Genomic DNA, 14,976 nt, shown 5'->3' with positions numbered 1-14,976 from the left:
TATAATAAAATCAGAAACAAGAGGTGTAATGATTTTAAGTAAAAGGGGGTTTATGATGGAACAGAAAATTCAACTGCTTACAAAGCAGGCACCGCCACCGGCTGGACCTTATTCCCAGGGAATAGAAACCGAACAATTCGTCTTTGTATCAGGACAGAGACCGGTTGATCCAGTTACTGGAGAAATGAAAAATGGAATCAAGTCTCAGACAGAACAGGTTATTAAGAATGTAGAGTGTGTTCTAAAGGAAGCGGGATGTACACTGGCCGATATAGTCAGGTCAACGGTATATTTGTCCGATATATCTTATTTTGATGATATGAACGAGGTGTATCGTGCCATGATATCGGAACCGTTCCCTGCCAGATCTACATTTGGTGTTCAGCTCAGGGGGATATTAGTGGAGATTGATGTGATAGCAAAAAAGACAGAAAATTGAAAGTAGGATGATACGTTGAAGGAAATCAGTGAATTATTACCGGCATTGGATGTTTTAATCCGAGGATTAGGAAAGCATTTTGGGGAATCAGTAGAGTTTGTAGTACATGATTATAAAAAGGATTTCGCCCGCACGATCGTGGCCATCTCCAATGGCAATGTTACAAAAAGAGAGGTGGGCGACAGCGGCACGTCCATTGGATTAAAAATCATGCATGGTGAGGAGGCGGATGAGGGAAAGTTTGGGTATATCTCCCAGACAAAGGATGGGCGTTATTTAAAATCCAGTACCATATATATTAAAGACGAGCAGGGTAAAATATTAGGTTCTCTCTGTGTGAACTGCGATATTACAGATGCTATGATAGCCAGAAATTTCCTTAATAGCTATGTGGGATCAGGAGAGGACGAGAAGGTGGAGGCTACTGTCTACAATAATGTGGATGATTTGCTGATATCGTTGATAAATGAATCCATTAATTATGTTGGGGCTCCGGTTGCTGTAATGAACCGGGAGCAGAAGATTGATGGTATTCGATATTTGAATAATAAGGGGGCATTTAAAATAAAAAATGCCAGCACGATTGTGTCAAAATACTATGATGTGTCAAGGTATACAATTTATAACTATATCAATGATGGGCAAAACCTGAATGATACCAGTGAATGATTAAGGAGGAAGGCAGATGCTGAATAGGAAACTGATAGAGAGTGAGTTTTCTTTCCTGGGCGAGGATATTTTTTTAAATGTTTCTTCGGTTGTAATGCCGCCAATAAGGGTTCAGAAAGCATATGAATCTTTTATGCAGGATTATATCGCCAATTATGGCGATGATATTGTTCCGAAAGCATGGGACATGGTTTCGGATACGCGTAAAAAGGTGGCGCAACTGATTCATGCGGTGGATTCCCTTGAGGTTGCTTTTGTAAAGAACACCTGTGAAGGTGTATCCATATTGGCAGAAGGCTATCCGTTTAAAGAAGGGGATAATGTGATAGTCGCAGACCAGGAGCATCAAGCGAATTTGTTTCCGTGGATCAACCTGCACCAACGTAAAAACGTGGACCTCCATGTGGTGAAGAGCAGAGACGGGGAAATCAACGCAGATGATATGATTGCAGCGATTGATGAAAACACAAAAATACTTACAGTGTCTGCAGTGCAGTTCAGCACAGGATTTTTTGCAGATTTACATAAGCTGGGTGCAGCATGCAAGGAGAAGAACGTGATATTTATGGTAGATGGTATTCAGGCTTTGGGGAGATTGGATATAGATGTACAGGCCATGAATATTGACTGGTTGGTTGCAGGCACCAATAAAGGCCTTCTGGGAACACTGGGAGCCGGAATCGTTTATTGCACTAACCGGATTGTAAAAGACATCATACCTCCCTATGCATCATACCAAAGCGTTATAAGCCATGTGGCTCCGCCGGCCATAACTACCAATTTTGACTTTCTGGAATGGCACCCCAATGCCAGACGCTTTGAATCCGGGAATTTAAGTTATAACTGTATTAACGCAATTAACAAGGGGATTGAGCTGATACTGGAGCTGGGAATCAAGAACATTGATGAATATGTCAGGCAGCTGGAGATGTATTTGCGAAAGCAACTGGAAGATTTGGACCTTCACGTTGTGCAGGCAGAAGATAAAAAGAATTGGGGAGGGGTGGTATGTGTCTATTATCCATCCCACGCTGACGAGGAAGTGATTTCCATATTAAGGAGACATAAGATTCACTGCACTATGAGAGGAGGGTATATTCGGTTAGGTATTGACTTTTACAACACACAGGAACAGATGGATAAAGTATCTGCAGCGTTGCATGAGGTTGACAGAATCAACAGATAGGAGGGGATCTGTATGAGTATGATGGAAAAGTATAGGAAGATTCCGCTTTTGACGAAACTGTTAGTTGCTATGGTAATAGGTATTATTTTGGGGGCTGTTTTTGGAGAGAAAATTAATGTCATAAAGCCCTTGGGCACAGTATTTTTAAATCTTTTAAAAATGGCTGCATTACCCCTGATTGTGGTAAATCTTATTTCCGGTATTTCATCCCTGGACGATCCGAAGATTTTTGGTAGAGTAGGGATTAAAATAATGTTTTATTACTGTATCACCACGGTTGTTGCTATTGTTTTAGGTCTGCTTCTGGGAACTGTACTGCAGCCGGGCAAGGGCTTTGTGCTGCAAGGAACATATGACCAGGCAATTGAGACCATACCTTCTTTCGGAGATACCATAGTGGGGCTGATTCCGTCTAATATTTTTGCATCTCTTACAAATGGTAAGTTTGACCAGATTGTGGTGTTCAGTGCCTTTGTGGGTGTGGCCATGCTGTTCGTAAAAAAGGAGGACAGAGTGGTTCTGAAAAGCGGTGTAGACAGTCTTGCGAATCTGTTTAATAAACTGGTTGGAATAATTATGGGCTATGCGCCTATCGGTATCTGCGCTTTAATGGCCTGTACAGTTGGTACCTATGGCGCACAGCTGGGAGGATTCCTTGCCAAATACCTCGGTGCATCCTATGTGTGTGTTGATTCAAATAGCAGTATATGGCGTTTTACTTACAGTTTTTGGAAAGTGTAATCCATTTTGGTTTCTTAAAAAGGCATCCCCTTTAATGATAACAGCTCTCGGAACCAGCTCCAGCCTTGCATGTGTACCGGTTGGAATAGAATGTGCGGACAGCATGAATGTTCCTAAATCCATATCGGGCTTTACCATTCCTCTTGGTTCCCAGGTGAATAAAGACGGAAATGGTATGATGCTGGCAATCACATTTCTGTTTGCGGCGCAGGCCATTGGCGCACCTGTGACCATGGATATGCTGATAAAGGCAATACTGATATCCCTCATCCTCACAACCGGAGCCGGCGGTGTACCGGGAGGAGGGATTGTAACAATAGCTATTGTTATAGACGCATTTGGACTTCCTCTTGAGGTGGTAGGTATTATTTCCGGTATTTTTGCTTTGATTGACATGGTGTATACCATGATGAACTGTTTGGGCGATTTGGTAGGAACCTACATAGTGGCTCATCTTGAGAGTAAGGATTAAAGCAAACATATAAACCTGAGTAAAAAGGGCGGGAGAGCAAGACTCAACCGTCCTTTTTGCCGGGTTAAGGTAAGAGCGTTTGTTATGATGGCAGGCATTTATGATGTCTGCTTATCCCCGTTCTCCGGAGGGCAGCACAGCGCCTGGTGTGCTGCAATGGTGGTTAACGTATCCCCCAATTGCATGAATATGGAACTGATAAGGGCGATTTCTTCAGGGCTTTTACCTTCTGCAATGCAGCAGGCAAGAGTGGATATGGAAAGGGCAAGTTCGCAGGATTGCAAGACAAATTACCTCCTTGTAGTCATTTGATTGTATGGCCGCGGAAAGGAAAATTCCGGTACGCCCGTTGCATAGGGAGCAATTTCATATTGCTGATAATATATGACAATTTGTCCGGGCCGCAGAAAGAACTGACTTTGATTAAAATTATTTCTCAGAAGATAGGGGTAATCTTCAAAGTAAGCTCCCGGGGATTCCTTTAAGCGTTCTGCAATTTGCTGTTCTATGGCTGTTTGAAGCCCGGTCAGGGCGGCGGGAGTAAGGGGAGAAATATCATCCAGGTGTAACTGTCTGCCGGAGCTGAAATCCCAGGTGTCCGATGTCCGTTTCAGCTCCTGGTGGGCGCCGCCCATGTAGGTGTAGGTATCCATATAAAGACTGGTAATGCAGCCGGAATTATAGGTTATATGATAAGTCATATCCAGGGTGTAGCGGTTAAAGGGCGGATAATTGGCCGGGATATATCTGGCACTCTCAACCGCCTGGGGGTAGAGGACGGTACGGCAATACTGTTCTGTAGTCTTTGCAAGCTGCATATAATAGGTGTTTGCTGTTTGGGCAGCAGCTAAAACACAGGTGGTGGAGAAAGATGGATAAGTAATGTGATAGGTAAAAACCGGTATGTTCCTATAAAACATGGAGTCGTTTAAGGTTAGTTCTGTGATTGTCTGCATATTGGTTCCTGATTTAAGGAGTTATAATAGTATATTCATAAAGCTTCCCTGCATGACAGTGTGAAACAGAAAACGCGGTATGCGTAATGGAATGGTTATTTTGCATAAAACAGGGGACATGTGGGCAATAAAATCTATAGTGGCTTTACGGACTGAATTTTGGTATAATATAGAAGGTTTATATATAAAAATCTTATGCTCTATAAAACAATGAGAGTTTGGAAACATATGGAGGTAGTACGATTGTCTACAAGTTATTATATTTTTAACCGGAAAAAGCGGGAAGAAATCCAGGAATTTAACAGATTCTGGGAGGAGACATTCATTCCAGGATTAAAACAGCAGATAGAGGCTTATTGCGGTGAACGAAATGGAACCTATGTCAACCCGGATTTTGGAAATGAAATAATCAATGAAAAGATATCCGGGATTTCGGACGCGCCAGGTAAATCCGAGAGCTATGAAATGGTAATAGGTGTGTCGCACTGGAACGGCAAACGGAACCTGTTCCAATGGGAGGGATCCTATGTTGAGGAACATATTATCCGTGACGAGGCCAGCCTGGTGGAATTTTTTAACAGTAAAATGAACCAGCAGCAATACAGCATCGCGGATGAATTTGATAAAGAGTATACACTTGATGCGTTCCTGAATGCCATAAAATATGGAGGGGATGAATCTGCTTCCTGATGATATAAATATACAGATATGTTTTACATTTATGCGGATACGTGAAAGGCGGATCCGCATTTTATGATTATTTTAAACACGGAAATCAGAAGGAAAATCTGATTGAGGAAAGAATACGGGGGAAACAAATGTTCGGGTTTCGTTTGACAACATTAGTTGTGTTTGATATACTTTGTGTATCGAACAAATGTTTGGAGGCGGCGCGATGTCAAGTGTTACTGACCTCCTGATATGACGCTGACCAGATTTGTTCATTTTTCAGCAGGCTGCTCTAACTCATGTCAGTCATTGCGGTGGCTTCTGGGTGGATTTCTCCACCCTTAAAACCATCGTTTTGATAGAGAGTGCTCCTGCATAGGCTTTTCAGTCAAATGGAAGCACGCCTTGATCTTTGACAACTTCATACTGCTTTGCATGCGGCGATTTGAACCTGCGCAGTTTACTGCTGACGTTATCCATATGCTCCTGAAGATCTTCAAGCTGTCCGCTGATGTCATCCATGGCGATCCTGATATCCCCATGGAGCAGTTCTATGGAATTGAGGGCTTCCTCCAGTTCGTCCCGGATGTCCATGTATTCCTCCAGCAGATCCAATACGCCGGACTGGCGCATGCGGTCAGCAAAGGTCTCTGCCGGGCGATGTTCTTTGTTCTGAACCATCAGGCCTCACCTCCCAGCATCTCATGTTCGAGGACAAACCTTACCTGATGTTCGTCCGTGAGACGCTTTCCCTGCTGGCTGGCGTACATCAGGCAGCCGTTACAGATCCGGTTGATGCGCCTTGGGATCCCCGTGGACTCGCGGAAGATCTCGTCCATGGCCTTATCGGTAAAGATATCCTGCCTGCCTCCGGCATACGCAAGGTGGGAACGGATATATCTTTCCGTCTGCGCACGGTCAAGATGGGGCAGGATGCAGCTTAAATCAATCCGCTGCCTGACGGCCGCATACCGCTGGAGCCGGAGTTTATCCCACAGCTCCGTCTGCCCGACGAGCACGAGTGCCATAGGGCTCATAGAATCGAATTTATAATTCAGCAGGAAGCGGAATTCCTCAATGGTCTCTTTTTCCAGAAGGTGTGCTTCATCCAGGATGCAGACGACTTTCCTGCCCTGCACGCCGCGGATGATCTCCACCTCCTTCTGAAGCTGCCTCTTGGCATCGCCGCGGTAGAACTTTGATTCCACGCCCAGCTGGTCGAGCATGCCTTTGTAGAACCATCTTGGGGTCAGTTTGGAGTCCGACAGGTAGAGGAAGATATATTCCTCTTTGGGGAGCGTCTCCACAAAACGGCGCACCAGCGTTGACTTGCCGCACCCGGCATCCGCCGTCACCACGGCGAACAGCTGGCGGTCTGCCACATAAGACAGGCGCCCAAGGGTGTCCGCCATCGCCGGTGACTCATACAGCATCCCCGACGGGATATCGCGCACGAAAGGGAGACGCTGCAATTCGTAAAAAGCTTTATACATTGCTGCCACCATCCTTCCTGTACTGTCCGAAAGAGATGGCATCTGCCATGTGCTTTTTGGATGCTGCGCTCTTCTTTTCCAGCGCCTCCAGCATACGGGAATTATCCGGCTCCGTTTCCTGCATGGAAATCGGCAGGGGGTCTTTTTTATCACAAAACGGCCTCATTTCGAGCGGCTTTGCGGTAAACGGTTCAATCCCTTTATGGCGGATCGTGATGGTTTCCGGCGAAGCAGGGTCATAGGAAATCTCCACCCGGAAACCGATAAGGGACGGTTTTGTCTCATATTTGCGGCCCTGAAAGCTGATACAGCCGCCCTTGTCAACAAGGCGTTCTTCATGATGGAGGAACGCTTCCGCCACTACGGATGTATCCAGGAACTTTAAAGGCCGGCAGTCCCGGTTCCACTCCTGGAGAGGGGTGATCCCTTCTGGTGGGACGGGCATGCCAAGGCTCTCATAATACTCCCGGATGCCCTCGTGCGGCTGCTTATGGTAGTATTCCTCCAGGTAGTTTTTCCAGTGCCGGTTAAGCTCTTCCAGTGTTTTGACCTTATGGATCCGGGCCTCCCTGAGAAAAGCATCGACCACCTGATGGAATTTTTCTATTTTCCCCTTTGATTTTCCGCTGCGGACTTTTGCGTGCCGAACCGTAATCCCAAGTCTGGCAAGGGAGAATTTCAGCTGTTTTGCCACATACTGCGAACCGTTGTCAAAGTATACGGCATCACAAGCCCCGGCCTTCAAGAGGACGTTCCGGAAGGTATCCTCCACGATGCTTTCCTCCTGGTTGTCATAAAACCGGGAATGGACCAGGTATCTGGAGTGGTCATCGATGGCGGAGGACAGATATGTCTGCACCATCGCCCCGTTTTTCCCTATGGGGAGCTTACACCCATACTTGATATCAGCCTGCAGCATCATCATCCTGTTGGGCTTGCAGAAACGTTTGGACGAGCTTTCGCGTGCGCTTGCGTATGTCTGCATCTGTCTCGTGCCGAAACCGGCTTTATAAAGGTGACGCTGCAGGGTAGGGCGCTTGAGTACGCCCGGCTCCGCCCAGCCCTCCTGCTCCAGGATGAAGATGATCTGCTCCACGCTCCGCCTGGGTACTTCCTTCCTCAGTTGGATTGCCTGCTCCACAATCTTCCGGTAATTATCCGGCAGCCTCCCGGAGACAACCGCCTGAGCCGGCACGACGGGTTTGAGACCCTCGAAGCCTTTTTCTTCATAGGCGGCAAGGTACCGGAAGATGGTACGCTCGGATAAGCCTGACTTTGAGGCTGCTTCTTCCCGCAGCTGGCTGCGTTTGGCGGGATCCAGGCTCTCATCAAGCAGTGGCGCGATCAAGGTGTAGCGTGAGAGCGCCTCGTTATCCCTCCCGTTTAAATCTTTTTTGATTGTCTGCATGGTATGCACCTCCTTTTTGGACAGCATACCGCAGAAAGCGCTGACAGCCAAAACAAAGTGGGTGCATATAAGATGTCCTCAGACGGATACCAGGAAACCGCCTGAGTTATAGACCATGCGCAGGACAGCGGGAAGCCACCTGTCACAGGATTTCCTAATTGTTTCCAAAATGGCCGCGCCGGCCAGTCCGGGATTCCTTAAGAGGCTCATAGCCTGCCGACAGTAACCTTCTGTCCGGGAGAAGTTTGCCATAAGCCAGTGGTGCCACCGCCGTATGGTTTCATCACAAGGATAATCCTCGTTCATGGTATCCTCCGGCATGATATCACCATCCAGCACGGCAGCGATAAGGTCGGAGCCATAATGCTTATAAGGGACGAGCTTATCAGGGAGAAGACTGTGAAGCCTCCGGCAGCCCTCATTGTCACACCGTCTCCGCTCAATCATCAGCCACACCACCTGTCCGCCATCCAGCTTCATGATTCGTGGTTTCCAGTCACGGTGGCTGACAGGGGACCGGCATATGGGGCATATACAATTTTCGTTACAATGGATAGTAATTACGCCATCCCCCTTGTCAGATTCCGTGTACTCTGATACAATAATCATGGTTTTATCATGAGTCTCAGAGGACACAACTTAGCGGGAGGGTCTTCTGGGACTTTCTCTTTCTGTAGAATGTTCATTGACATTATACAGAGCAAGTCTCTGACATTCAAGCAGAGCAGTATGGATGACAAATTAGCTTAGCAACAACAGTCAAGAAGCAGAGACTATGCAGTCAGATGTCCTAAATGTGGTTCTATTATGCCATTTGAATTATTTGACAGTATTACATCATCCTTGAATCCGGAGCTTAGGCAGCAGATTCTGGACGACCGGTTTGAAACAGTAGTATGCCCTGATTGTAAGGCTGTGTCATACATACAGTATGATATTTTGTATCACGATCCTGCCAGAAGGTTTATGGTATGTGTGGGGACTGATTATTCGGATGTATTTCAGCAGTCTGATTGTCCGGCAGGATATAAGCTAAGATATGTGGATGATTATAAGCAGCTGGCGGAGAAGATACGGATTTTTGAGGCAGGGCTGAATGATGGAATCATGGAGATAACAAAGGAGGCCATGCGCCACATGGCAAAGAGGAATCTGGAGTTATATTATGCGGGCAGCCGGAGAAAGCTGATGTTTTTTACCGTTCCGGGGCAGGAGAAGCATGTAGCTGTATCACAGGGCCTGTATACGCTGGCCGGGAAATATTATGACAGGATTCCCATGGAGGAAGACCGAGGATTTCTGCGGATTAATCAGAAGTATGCGGAGGCGTTGAAGAAGATAGAGGTATGATGATATAATCAGAGTATCAGGATGGTTTGAGTAGAAAGGAGGGCGTGGGATCCAGCGGCATCATGAATATATATGGAAGCAGCTCCCTGTACGGGGAGGACATATGTTGCGGATAAGGATGAGCAGAAGGCAATGGAAGTATTAGTGGGGATGAGTCTGATGCAGGACAGATGAGTGTAGGAAAGAGCGGCTGATACCGTCCATCCATCTATTGCCAGAGACATAGATTTGTGATAGAATCCTTATGGGATAAAATCAAGATATGCACTGCGGCAGGCAGGGCGGAATGGAGAAGACGAATGAAAGCATTTGATTGCGTTAACAAGCAGGAAGTTGAAGTTACTAAGGAAGGTTTGATTGACTTCATGAAAAAGGACCGCCAGATTGATATGAAGTTTGCGGAGAAGAGAACAGATGATATGGGATATCTTACCTGGGACGCAGAAAACTGGACCTGCGTGGACGGACAGAACAAGTTCATGCGCTGTTATTCACTGGAGGGCCGTGTGCTGAGGGACTCCACCAGCCACAATATTTACGATATGGAAAATGACTTTTTTCCGGAGCAGGCCATGGAGATTCAGATCAACTAAGTATTTAAAAAGACAGCCGAACGCTGTCTTTTTTTAAACCTCTATTATGAACCGCATTGAGCGGCCAATCTTCAACCGGGGATGGGATGTACGTGTTATTGCCCCTGTAAAGAGGAGCGGCCAGCGGGCTGTTCCCGCTGGCTGAGTATTATGAAAAAAAGTTATTAGCATTGCCCTTCTACAATGATTAGTATATTCAAAAAATGTGAGCAGTCTGTTGCAAAAATATGAACGGTTTGTAATAAGTTTATGAATGAAATAAGAATGTACATATTGCACAAAAACCGGAAAGGATTATTGAATAAAAAAGCCAATAGACTAAAAAAGTTTTAGGATATATAATTAATTTTGTATTAAATATTGGTGCTATTCACTATGTATATCCTGAGAATTGGCTCAGAGTTTCTACCAACTACCGTAAAGAGTTGACTACATGGCTTTTTGTAGTTGGCTCTTTTTTTGCAGTTAAAGATCGGCTGGCGGAGGGGGGTAAGTGTGGTAAAGCAGCTGGAGACCGGCTACAAGGGATAGCGACGTGAGGAATCTAATCACATTACACAGATTAAAACATGACATGGAGGACATAGCATTGAAACAAGAAACAGGACGTATAGACCGATTTTTCCAGGTATCTCAGAACCATTCAAGCGTCAGGACTGAAGTGCTTGCAGGAATCACCACTTTTATAACCATTGCCTATATTCTGATTTTGAATCCGCAGATTTTAGCAGACCCCTACGTCATCATGGGGGATGCTGCCATGGCAGGGAAAATTGCAAATGGCGTATTTATCGGCACATGTATTGGAGCTTTCATCGGAACGATCCTCTGTGCTTTGTATGCCAGAGTGCCCTTTGCGCAGGCGCCCGGAATGGGATTAAACGCATTTTTTGCATACACGGTTGTGCTGGGAATGGGCTACACATATGGCCAGGCCCTGGTGGTTGTGTTTATCTCAGGCGTATTCTTCATTGTGATAACGGCCATCGGACTGCGCGAGGCTATCATAAGGTCCATACCCGACGCGGTAAAGACAGCCATCACCCCCGGAATCGGATTGTTCATCACCATCATCGGTCTGAAAAATGCAGGTATTGTCATTTCAAATCCAGCCACCCTTGTAAGCCTGGTGGACTTTTCTCAATGGAAAATAGAAGGGGCTGACCTGGCTCTTATGAGCAGCGCTCTGGTCGCGCTGGCCGGACTGGTCATCATGGGAACGCTTCATGCCAGAAAAATTAAGGGTTCCATTCTTCTGGGTATCGTGGCTGCCACGCTCATAGGAATACCTCTGGGAGTGACCCATATTTCAAACCTGGATATGAATATCGGAATGAAATTCAGGGATTTCGCAGAGGTATCATTTGTGAAAATGGACTTTGCCGGATTATTTTCTGGGGCCAATATGGTGGAGACCATCTTTACAGTAACCATGCTGGTCATCAGCTTTTCACTTGTGAACATGTTTGATTCCATCGGCACACTTCTGGGCGCTGCCAAGCAGTCGGGCATGATTGATGAAAATGGCGAGGTAATCAGGATGAAGCAGGCTCTGATGTCGGATGCCATTTCTACGGCTGCCGGTGCCATGGTGGGAACATCCACGGTAACCACTGTGGTGGAATCCAGCGCCGGCATTGCGGCCGGAGGAAGGACTGGACTTACAAGCCTGGTAACAGCCCTTTTGTTTTTGGGAGCCATTCTGTTTGCGCCTATTGTAAGTATTGTTCCTGCGGCAGCCACTGCGCCGGCGTTGATTTTTGTGGGCATCTTAATGCTGGGAAATATCAGGGATGTGGATTTTAGTGATATGAGCAACGCCCTTCCCGCTTTCTGCACCATTGTATTCATGCCGTTTACATATTCAATCGCCAATGGCGTTGCGTTCGGATTGATTACGTATTGCCTGATGAAGCTTACCACTGGCAGGAGACAGGATGTGAAGGTGCTGACACTGGCTATTTCAGTAGTGTTCGTGGTGAGGTATGCATTTATGACGCTGGGATAAACAGCGGCTTGATGGGAAGGGGAGGAAAAACCGGACTACAAAATCAGAGAAAGTTGTGGTAAAATACAGATAACCCTTGGACCATATGGTGAAATGGTCCTGAAAAGGGAGGAGCCAGTGGGATATATCCCACTGGCCGAGTATTATGAAAAAAAGTCTTATAAGCATTAGCTGTTTACAATATAAAGTATATCCACTAATTATGAGCGGTTTGTTGCCTAAATATGAACAGTTTGTAAGTAGTTTATGACGAAAATCATGCAAAATTCTTACAGGAAAAAAACACGAAAACATGCGGGGCAGGAGGAATATAGATGTGGAGCAGATTGAAACAATTTCTGGGAGTCATTCCGGATTTCCCGGATTTTGACGAGGTAATCCGTGCCTTGCATGGTGACGTGGTCAAAAGGAATTTCCTTTTTCACATACTTATTATTATGTTTGAATGTGTGATGGTTATTTCCATATCCATGCGGCCGGGCGGGCCCTTTGCCAAACCCCGCAGAGTGACATATTTTGTTCTGTACCTGGTCCTTATACTGGCAGCAGCAGGCGTCACATGGCTGGAAACATGGATTGACAGGAAGAAGCAGGCGGATTACCGCCTGTATTTTAGGGCAGAGGCTGTATTTCTTGGGTTTTTCAGCCTGTGGGGGGTGGCCGTTACTCTCAATGACCAGCTGGGAGGGAATGGACTTACTGTTTATAATTATGTTGTTTTGATTCTAGCAATCATGTCCATGATGAAGCCTTGGCAGGCGGCGCTTTTGTTTCTGGCGGACTTTATATTGCTCAATGGCCTGCTTCCCTGTTTTCCGGATCCGGCCGGTTTGGATAACAGCTTCAATAACCTGATGAACAGCCTGTTTCCAACCCTGGCCGCGGCGGCCGTTGCAGCCAGCCTGTATAACTCTAAATTGCAGGCCAAACGAAATGAAATCATTATCCGCAGACAGTACCGGCAGATTGAAGCCGCCAATCAGATGCTGAGCCGTGAGGCTCTATCAGATGCCCTGACAAATCTTGGAAACAGAAACCGTTTTAAAAAGACAATTCAGGCTTTTGAATTTGATAAGCAGGGGTGCGGGACTCTTGGCTGTATTTATATTGATGTAAACGGACTGCATGAGATTAACAATCACCTGGGGCATCAGGCAGGAGACCAGATGCTTAAAACCATATCGGACATCTTCCAGGAGTATTTTGATTCCCAGGATATTTTTCGTATTGGAGGAGATGAGTTTGTTATTCTGTGTAAAAATGTGGGACGCGGGGACCTGGAGCACAGGACAGAGCAGGTCCGCAGGCGGACGGAGGAGGCTGGCTTTTTCCTCTCCACAGGACTGGAATGGCGGGAGTCTGCTCTTGACATTGAGGACGTGATCCAAAAGGCAGAGAGAGCCATGCAGGAGAATAAGAGGGGCTTTTACTCTTCTAAGGGGGGAGAACGGCAGAAGCGTGAACTGAACCAGTATATGGAACGGCTTATATCAGAGAAAAAGGACGCGGACCGGTTTCTCAGCATTCTGGCTCCTGTGTTTGAGGGTGTGTTCTTTGTGAATCTGGAGACGGATACAGTGCGGCAGATCTTTATACCTTCCTATTTTCAGGAAATGCTGGAGGAATGTGGTGACAAATATAGCGGGGCCCTGCTGCTGTATGCAGACAGAATGGTGGAACCCCAATATGCTTCGTTATTTGAGCTCTGCTGTGATTACAGCCGCCTTGAAGCTATGCTGGAGGGAGATGAGATACCTGATTTTACATACCGGAAAAAGGATGGGAGCCGGCTGAGGCTGAGAATCCTCAAATTTTATCACTATGACAGCGCAGGCAAGGAAACCTTATGGATTTTTTCCGATATAGAAATCAATTACATTGAACTATGATGGCTGTGCCATAATGCAGGGGCGCTGCAATGAAACAAATAATATTCATTGCAGCGCTCCTGAGCAATGCTCAGTCCATGGTTAGAAAGAGAATGTCTGAAGCTGGAAATTGGAGCCTGAGCCAACCAGGGCAACTGTGTAGTCCTGATTCTGCTGGAAGCTCATCCAGGTATCCACCAGAGGCGAGCGCATGTCGTTGCCCCGGTAGACCGTAATGCGGTAGCGCCCGGGAATAACATTGTATATGCGGGAGTAATTCAAAAAGTTTAGATTGGACACCACCAGGCGGTTGTTCACGTAGATCTGAATCGGTCCGCGGACCGCAGCATTGTAGAATCTGACGCGGGCGGGAGAGAGAGGAAGAACAATGCCTGGCAGGATTGTACCCCAGTTCCAGGACCAGTCTGGGCGTACGGGCGGAACGGGTCTTGGCGGGGTGGGTCTGGGCGGAACGGGCCTGTTAGGCCGTCCGGGTCTGTCGGGCATAGGAGGAACCGGCCTGTCAGGCCGTCCGGGTCTGTCAGGAAGCGGGGCAACCGGCCTGTCGGGCATAGGGCGCCTGGGCATTGCCTGCATGGGACTGGCAGCCCTGTCCTGCATGTCAAAATCATTCTCCTGGTCTGACCAGTCGCTTCCATCTTCCGGAAGAGGAAGAATGGGGGTGGTTTCCTGGGAGTTTAGCCATTCATCGGGGGTGTAAGGCTCAGAATCATATTCGGAATATGCAGCGGCTGAAGTGATGTCATCCTCTGCCATGGACGGATAGTAATTATCGTTATACATAAGGTAACCTTTCATAATATGCTTTGCCATATCATATGCGTGGAAAAAGATTATGTGCGGAGAGGCTTGATTTTCGGAATACAAGGACATGTTTCATCATCATCTGGCAGGAGGAACACAAAATGCACAAAATAAAGTTTCCTTCTGACAAAACTTTGGGCAGACTTTTTTGTTCCCCTATGCTATTATAATAGACGTAACCCCCCAATACATTATATAGTTTTTGCTACACCCCATAAGAAACGAAATACCTTCTCCTAAAATGACCAGTTCCCCGACTGGTCATTTTAATTGTATCTGACGCTGCATATTCATGCAGT

Annotated in this window: 14 protein-coding genes, 2 pseudogenes and 1 riboswitch; of the genes and pseudogenes, 9 read left to right on the top strand and 7 right to left on the bottom strand. The window is 46.6% G+C overall.

What is annotated here, in order from left to right:
• The first annotated feature begins 52 nt into the window (after positions 1 to 52).
• The 4 genes and pseudogenes from LA360_RS06305 (at position 53) to LA360_RS31810 (ending at position 3,507) form a co-directional block, all read left to right on the top strand.
• Entirely contained in the window at positions 53 to 439 is a 387-nt protein-coding gene (locus LA360_RS06305; RefSeq protein WP_225537345.1) for a RidA family protein, read from the top strand.
• Between the two features lie 15 nt (positions 440 to 454).
• The gene (locus LA360_RS06300; protein ID WP_057573208.1) at positions 455 to 1,108 is read left to right on the top strand and encodes a helix-turn-helix transcriptional regulator; all 654 of its coding nucleotides are present in this window, start codon (positions 455 to 457) and stop codon (positions 1,106 to 1,108) included.
• A 16-nt stretch (positions 1,109 to 1,124) separates the two neighbouring features.
• Positions 1,125 to 2,294 carry an aminotransferase class V-fold PLP-dependent enzyme gene (locus LA360_RS06295; protein ID WP_002583775.1) on the top strand — a complete coding sequence of 390 codons (1,170 nt, stop codon included), beginning with the start codon at positions 1,125 to 1,127 and terminating at the stop codon, positions 2,292 to 2,294.
• Between the two features lie 12 nt (positions 2,295 to 2,306).
• Positions 2,307 to 3,507 (top strand): annotated as a pseudogene (locus LA360_RS31810) (dicarboxylate/amino acid:cation symporter).
• 98 nt (positions 3,508 to 3,605) lie between these two features.
• On the opposite strand, the gene LA360_RS06285 reads toward LA360_RS31810, so the two are convergent.
• Together LA360_RS06285 and LA360_RS06280 are read right to left on the bottom strand one after the other, a co-directional pair.
• Positions 3,606 to 3,791, bottom strand: coding sequence for a DUF6774 domain-containing protein (locus LA360_RS06285; RefSeq protein WP_002583772.1), 186 nt, complete (start codon positions 3,789 to 3,791; stop codon positions 3,606 to 3,608).
• Positions 3,792 to 3,797: 6 nt separating this feature from the next.
• Positions 3,798 to 4,463 carry a DUF3298 and DUF4163 domain-containing protein gene (locus LA360_RS06280; RefSeq protein ID WP_022201299.1) on the bottom strand — a complete coding sequence of 222 codons (666 nt, stop codon included), beginning with the start codon at positions 4,461 to 4,463 and terminating at the stop codon, positions 3,798 to 3,800.
• A 243-nt stretch (positions 4,464 to 4,706) separates the two neighbouring features.
• Between LA360_RS06280 and LA360_RS06275 the strand changes: the two genes are divergently transcribed.
• The gene (locus tag LA360_RS06275; protein WP_022201298.1) at positions 4,707 to 5,153 is read left to right on the top strand and encodes a hypothetical protein; all 447 of its coding nucleotides are present in this window, start codon (positions 4,707 to 4,709) and stop codon (positions 5,151 to 5,153) included.
• Positions 5,154 to 5,516: 363 nt separating this feature from the next.
• Here the strand turns inward: LA360_RS06275 and LA360_RS06270 are convergent, their stop codons facing one another.
• From LA360_RS06270 to LA360_RS06255, 4 genes are all read right to left on the bottom strand, one after another.
• Entirely contained in the window at positions 5,517 to 5,813 is a 297-nt protein-coding gene (locus LA360_RS06270; protein WP_057573142.1) for a hypothetical protein, read from the bottom strand.
• Entirely contained in the window at positions 5,813 to 6,625 is an 813-nt protein-coding gene (locus LA360_RS06265; protein ID WP_112482824.1) for an ExeA family protein, read from the bottom strand. The genes LA360_RS06270 and LA360_RS06265 overlap by 1 nt, the downstream gene beginning before the upstream one ends.
• Positions 6,618 to 8,033, bottom strand: a complete 1,416-nt coding sequence (locus tag LA360_RS06260) for a DDE-type integrase/transposase/recombinase (RefSeq protein WP_112481597.1) — start codon at positions 8,031 to 8,033, stop codon at positions 6,618 to 6,620. The genes LA360_RS06265 and LA360_RS06260 overlap by 8 nt, the downstream gene beginning before the upstream one ends.
• Positions 8,034 to 8,111: 78 nt before the next feature.
• Positions 8,112 to 8,642: a DUF6431 domain-containing protein gene (locus tag LA360_RS06255; RefSeq protein WP_146774921.1), complete on the bottom strand. Its 531-nt coding sequence runs from the start codon at positions 8,640 to 8,642 to the stop codon at positions 8,112 to 8,114.
• Positions 8,643 to 8,792: 150 nt separating this feature from the next.
• On the opposite strand from LA360_RS06255, the pseudogene LA360_RS06250 reads away from it, so the two are divergent.
• The 4 genes and pseudogenes from LA360_RS06250 to LA360_RS06235 form a co-directional block, all read left to right on the top strand.
• Positions 8,793 to 9,383 (top strand): annotated as a pseudogene (locus LA360_RS06250) (CpXC domain-containing protein); the annotation flags it as partial.
• A 299-nt stretch (positions 9,384 to 9,682) separates the two neighbouring features.
• Entirely contained in the window at positions 9,683 to 9,976 is a 294-nt protein-coding gene (locus LA360_RS06245) for a hypothetical protein (protein WP_002567226.1), read from the top strand.
• A 355-nt stretch (positions 9,977 to 10,331) separates the two neighbouring features.
• A riboswitch (purine riboswitch) is annotated at positions 10,332 to 10,428 on the top strand.
• Between the two features lie 137 nt (positions 10,429 to 10,565).
• Entirely contained in the window at positions 10,566 to 11,984 is a 1,419-nt protein-coding gene (locus tag LA360_RS06240) for an NCS2 family permease (RefSeq protein ID WP_022201297.1), read from the top strand.
• Positions 11,985 to 12,298: 314 nt separating this feature from the next.
• Positions 12,299 to 13,873 (top strand): GGDEF domain-containing protein, encoded by a 1,575-nt coding sequence (locus LA360_RS06235; protein WP_022201296.1) that lies wholly within the window; start codon positions 12,299 to 12,301, stop codon positions 13,871 to 13,873.
• An 81-nt stretch (positions 13,874 to 13,954) separates the two neighbouring features.
• Here the strand turns inward: LA360_RS06235 and LA360_RS06230 are convergent, their stop codons facing one another.
• Complete coding sequence (locus tag LA360_RS06230) at positions 13,955 to 14,671, bottom strand: DUF4397 domain-containing protein (protein ID WP_225537343.1); 717 nt, start codon at positions 14,669 to 14,671, stop codon at positions 13,955 to 13,957.
• Between the last annotated feature and the right edge of the window lie 305 nt (positions 14,672 to 14,976).

Origin of the sequence: Enterocloster clostridioformis (assembly GCF_020297485.1) — a bacterium.
GTDB classification, from domain to species: Bacteria; Bacillota; Clostridia; order Lachnospirales; family Lachnospiraceae; genus Enterocloster; species Enterocloster clostridioformis.
The sequence above is the reverse complement of the archived record's forward strand: the minus strand, read 5'-3'. Positions and strand labels throughout refer to the sequence as shown.

What these genes read in the sequence shown, in the direction of transcription:
- LA360_RS06245 (WP_002567226.1), top strand. Translation starts at nt 9,683, where the DNA reads ATGAAAGCATTTGATTGCGTTAACAAGCAGGAAGTTGAAGTTACTAAG.
- LA360_RS06255 (WP_146774921.1), bottom strand. Translation starts at nt 8,642, where the DNA reads ATGATTATTGTATCAGAGTACACGGAATCTGACAAGGGGGATGGCGTA.
- LA360_RS06235 (WP_022201296.1), top strand. Translation starts at nt 12,299, where the DNA reads ATGTGGAGCAGATTGAAACAATTTCTGGGAGTCATTCCGGATTTCCCG.
- LA360_RS06265 (WP_112482824.1), bottom strand. Translation starts at nt 6,625, where the DNA reads ATGTATAAAGCTTTTTACGAATTGCAGCGTCTCCCTTTCGTGCGCGAT.
- LA360_RS06230 (WP_225537343.1), bottom strand. Translation starts at nt 14,671, where the DNA reads ATGAAAGGTTACCTTATGTATAACGATAATTACTATCCGTCCATGGCA.
- LA360_RS06305 (WP_225537345.1), top strand. Translation starts at nt 53, where the DNA reads ATGATGGAACAGAAAATTCAACTGCTTACAAAGCAGGCACCGCCACCG.
- LA360_RS06260 (WP_112481597.1), bottom strand. Translation starts at nt 8,033, where the DNA reads ATGCAGACAATCAAAAAAGATTTAAACGGGAGGGATAACGAGGCGCTC.
- LA360_RS06270 (WP_057573142.1), bottom strand. Translation starts at nt 5,813, where the DNA reads ATGGTTCAGAACAAAGAACATCGCCCGGCAGAGACCTTTGCTGACCGC.
- LA360_RS06295 (WP_002583775.1), top strand. Translation starts at nt 1,125, where the DNA reads ATGCTGAATAGGAAACTGATAGAGAGTGAGTTTTCTTTCCTGGGCGAG.
- LA360_RS06280 (WP_022201299.1), bottom strand. Translation starts at nt 4,463, where the DNA reads ATGCAGACAATCACAGAACTAACCTTAAACGACTCCATGTTTTATAGG.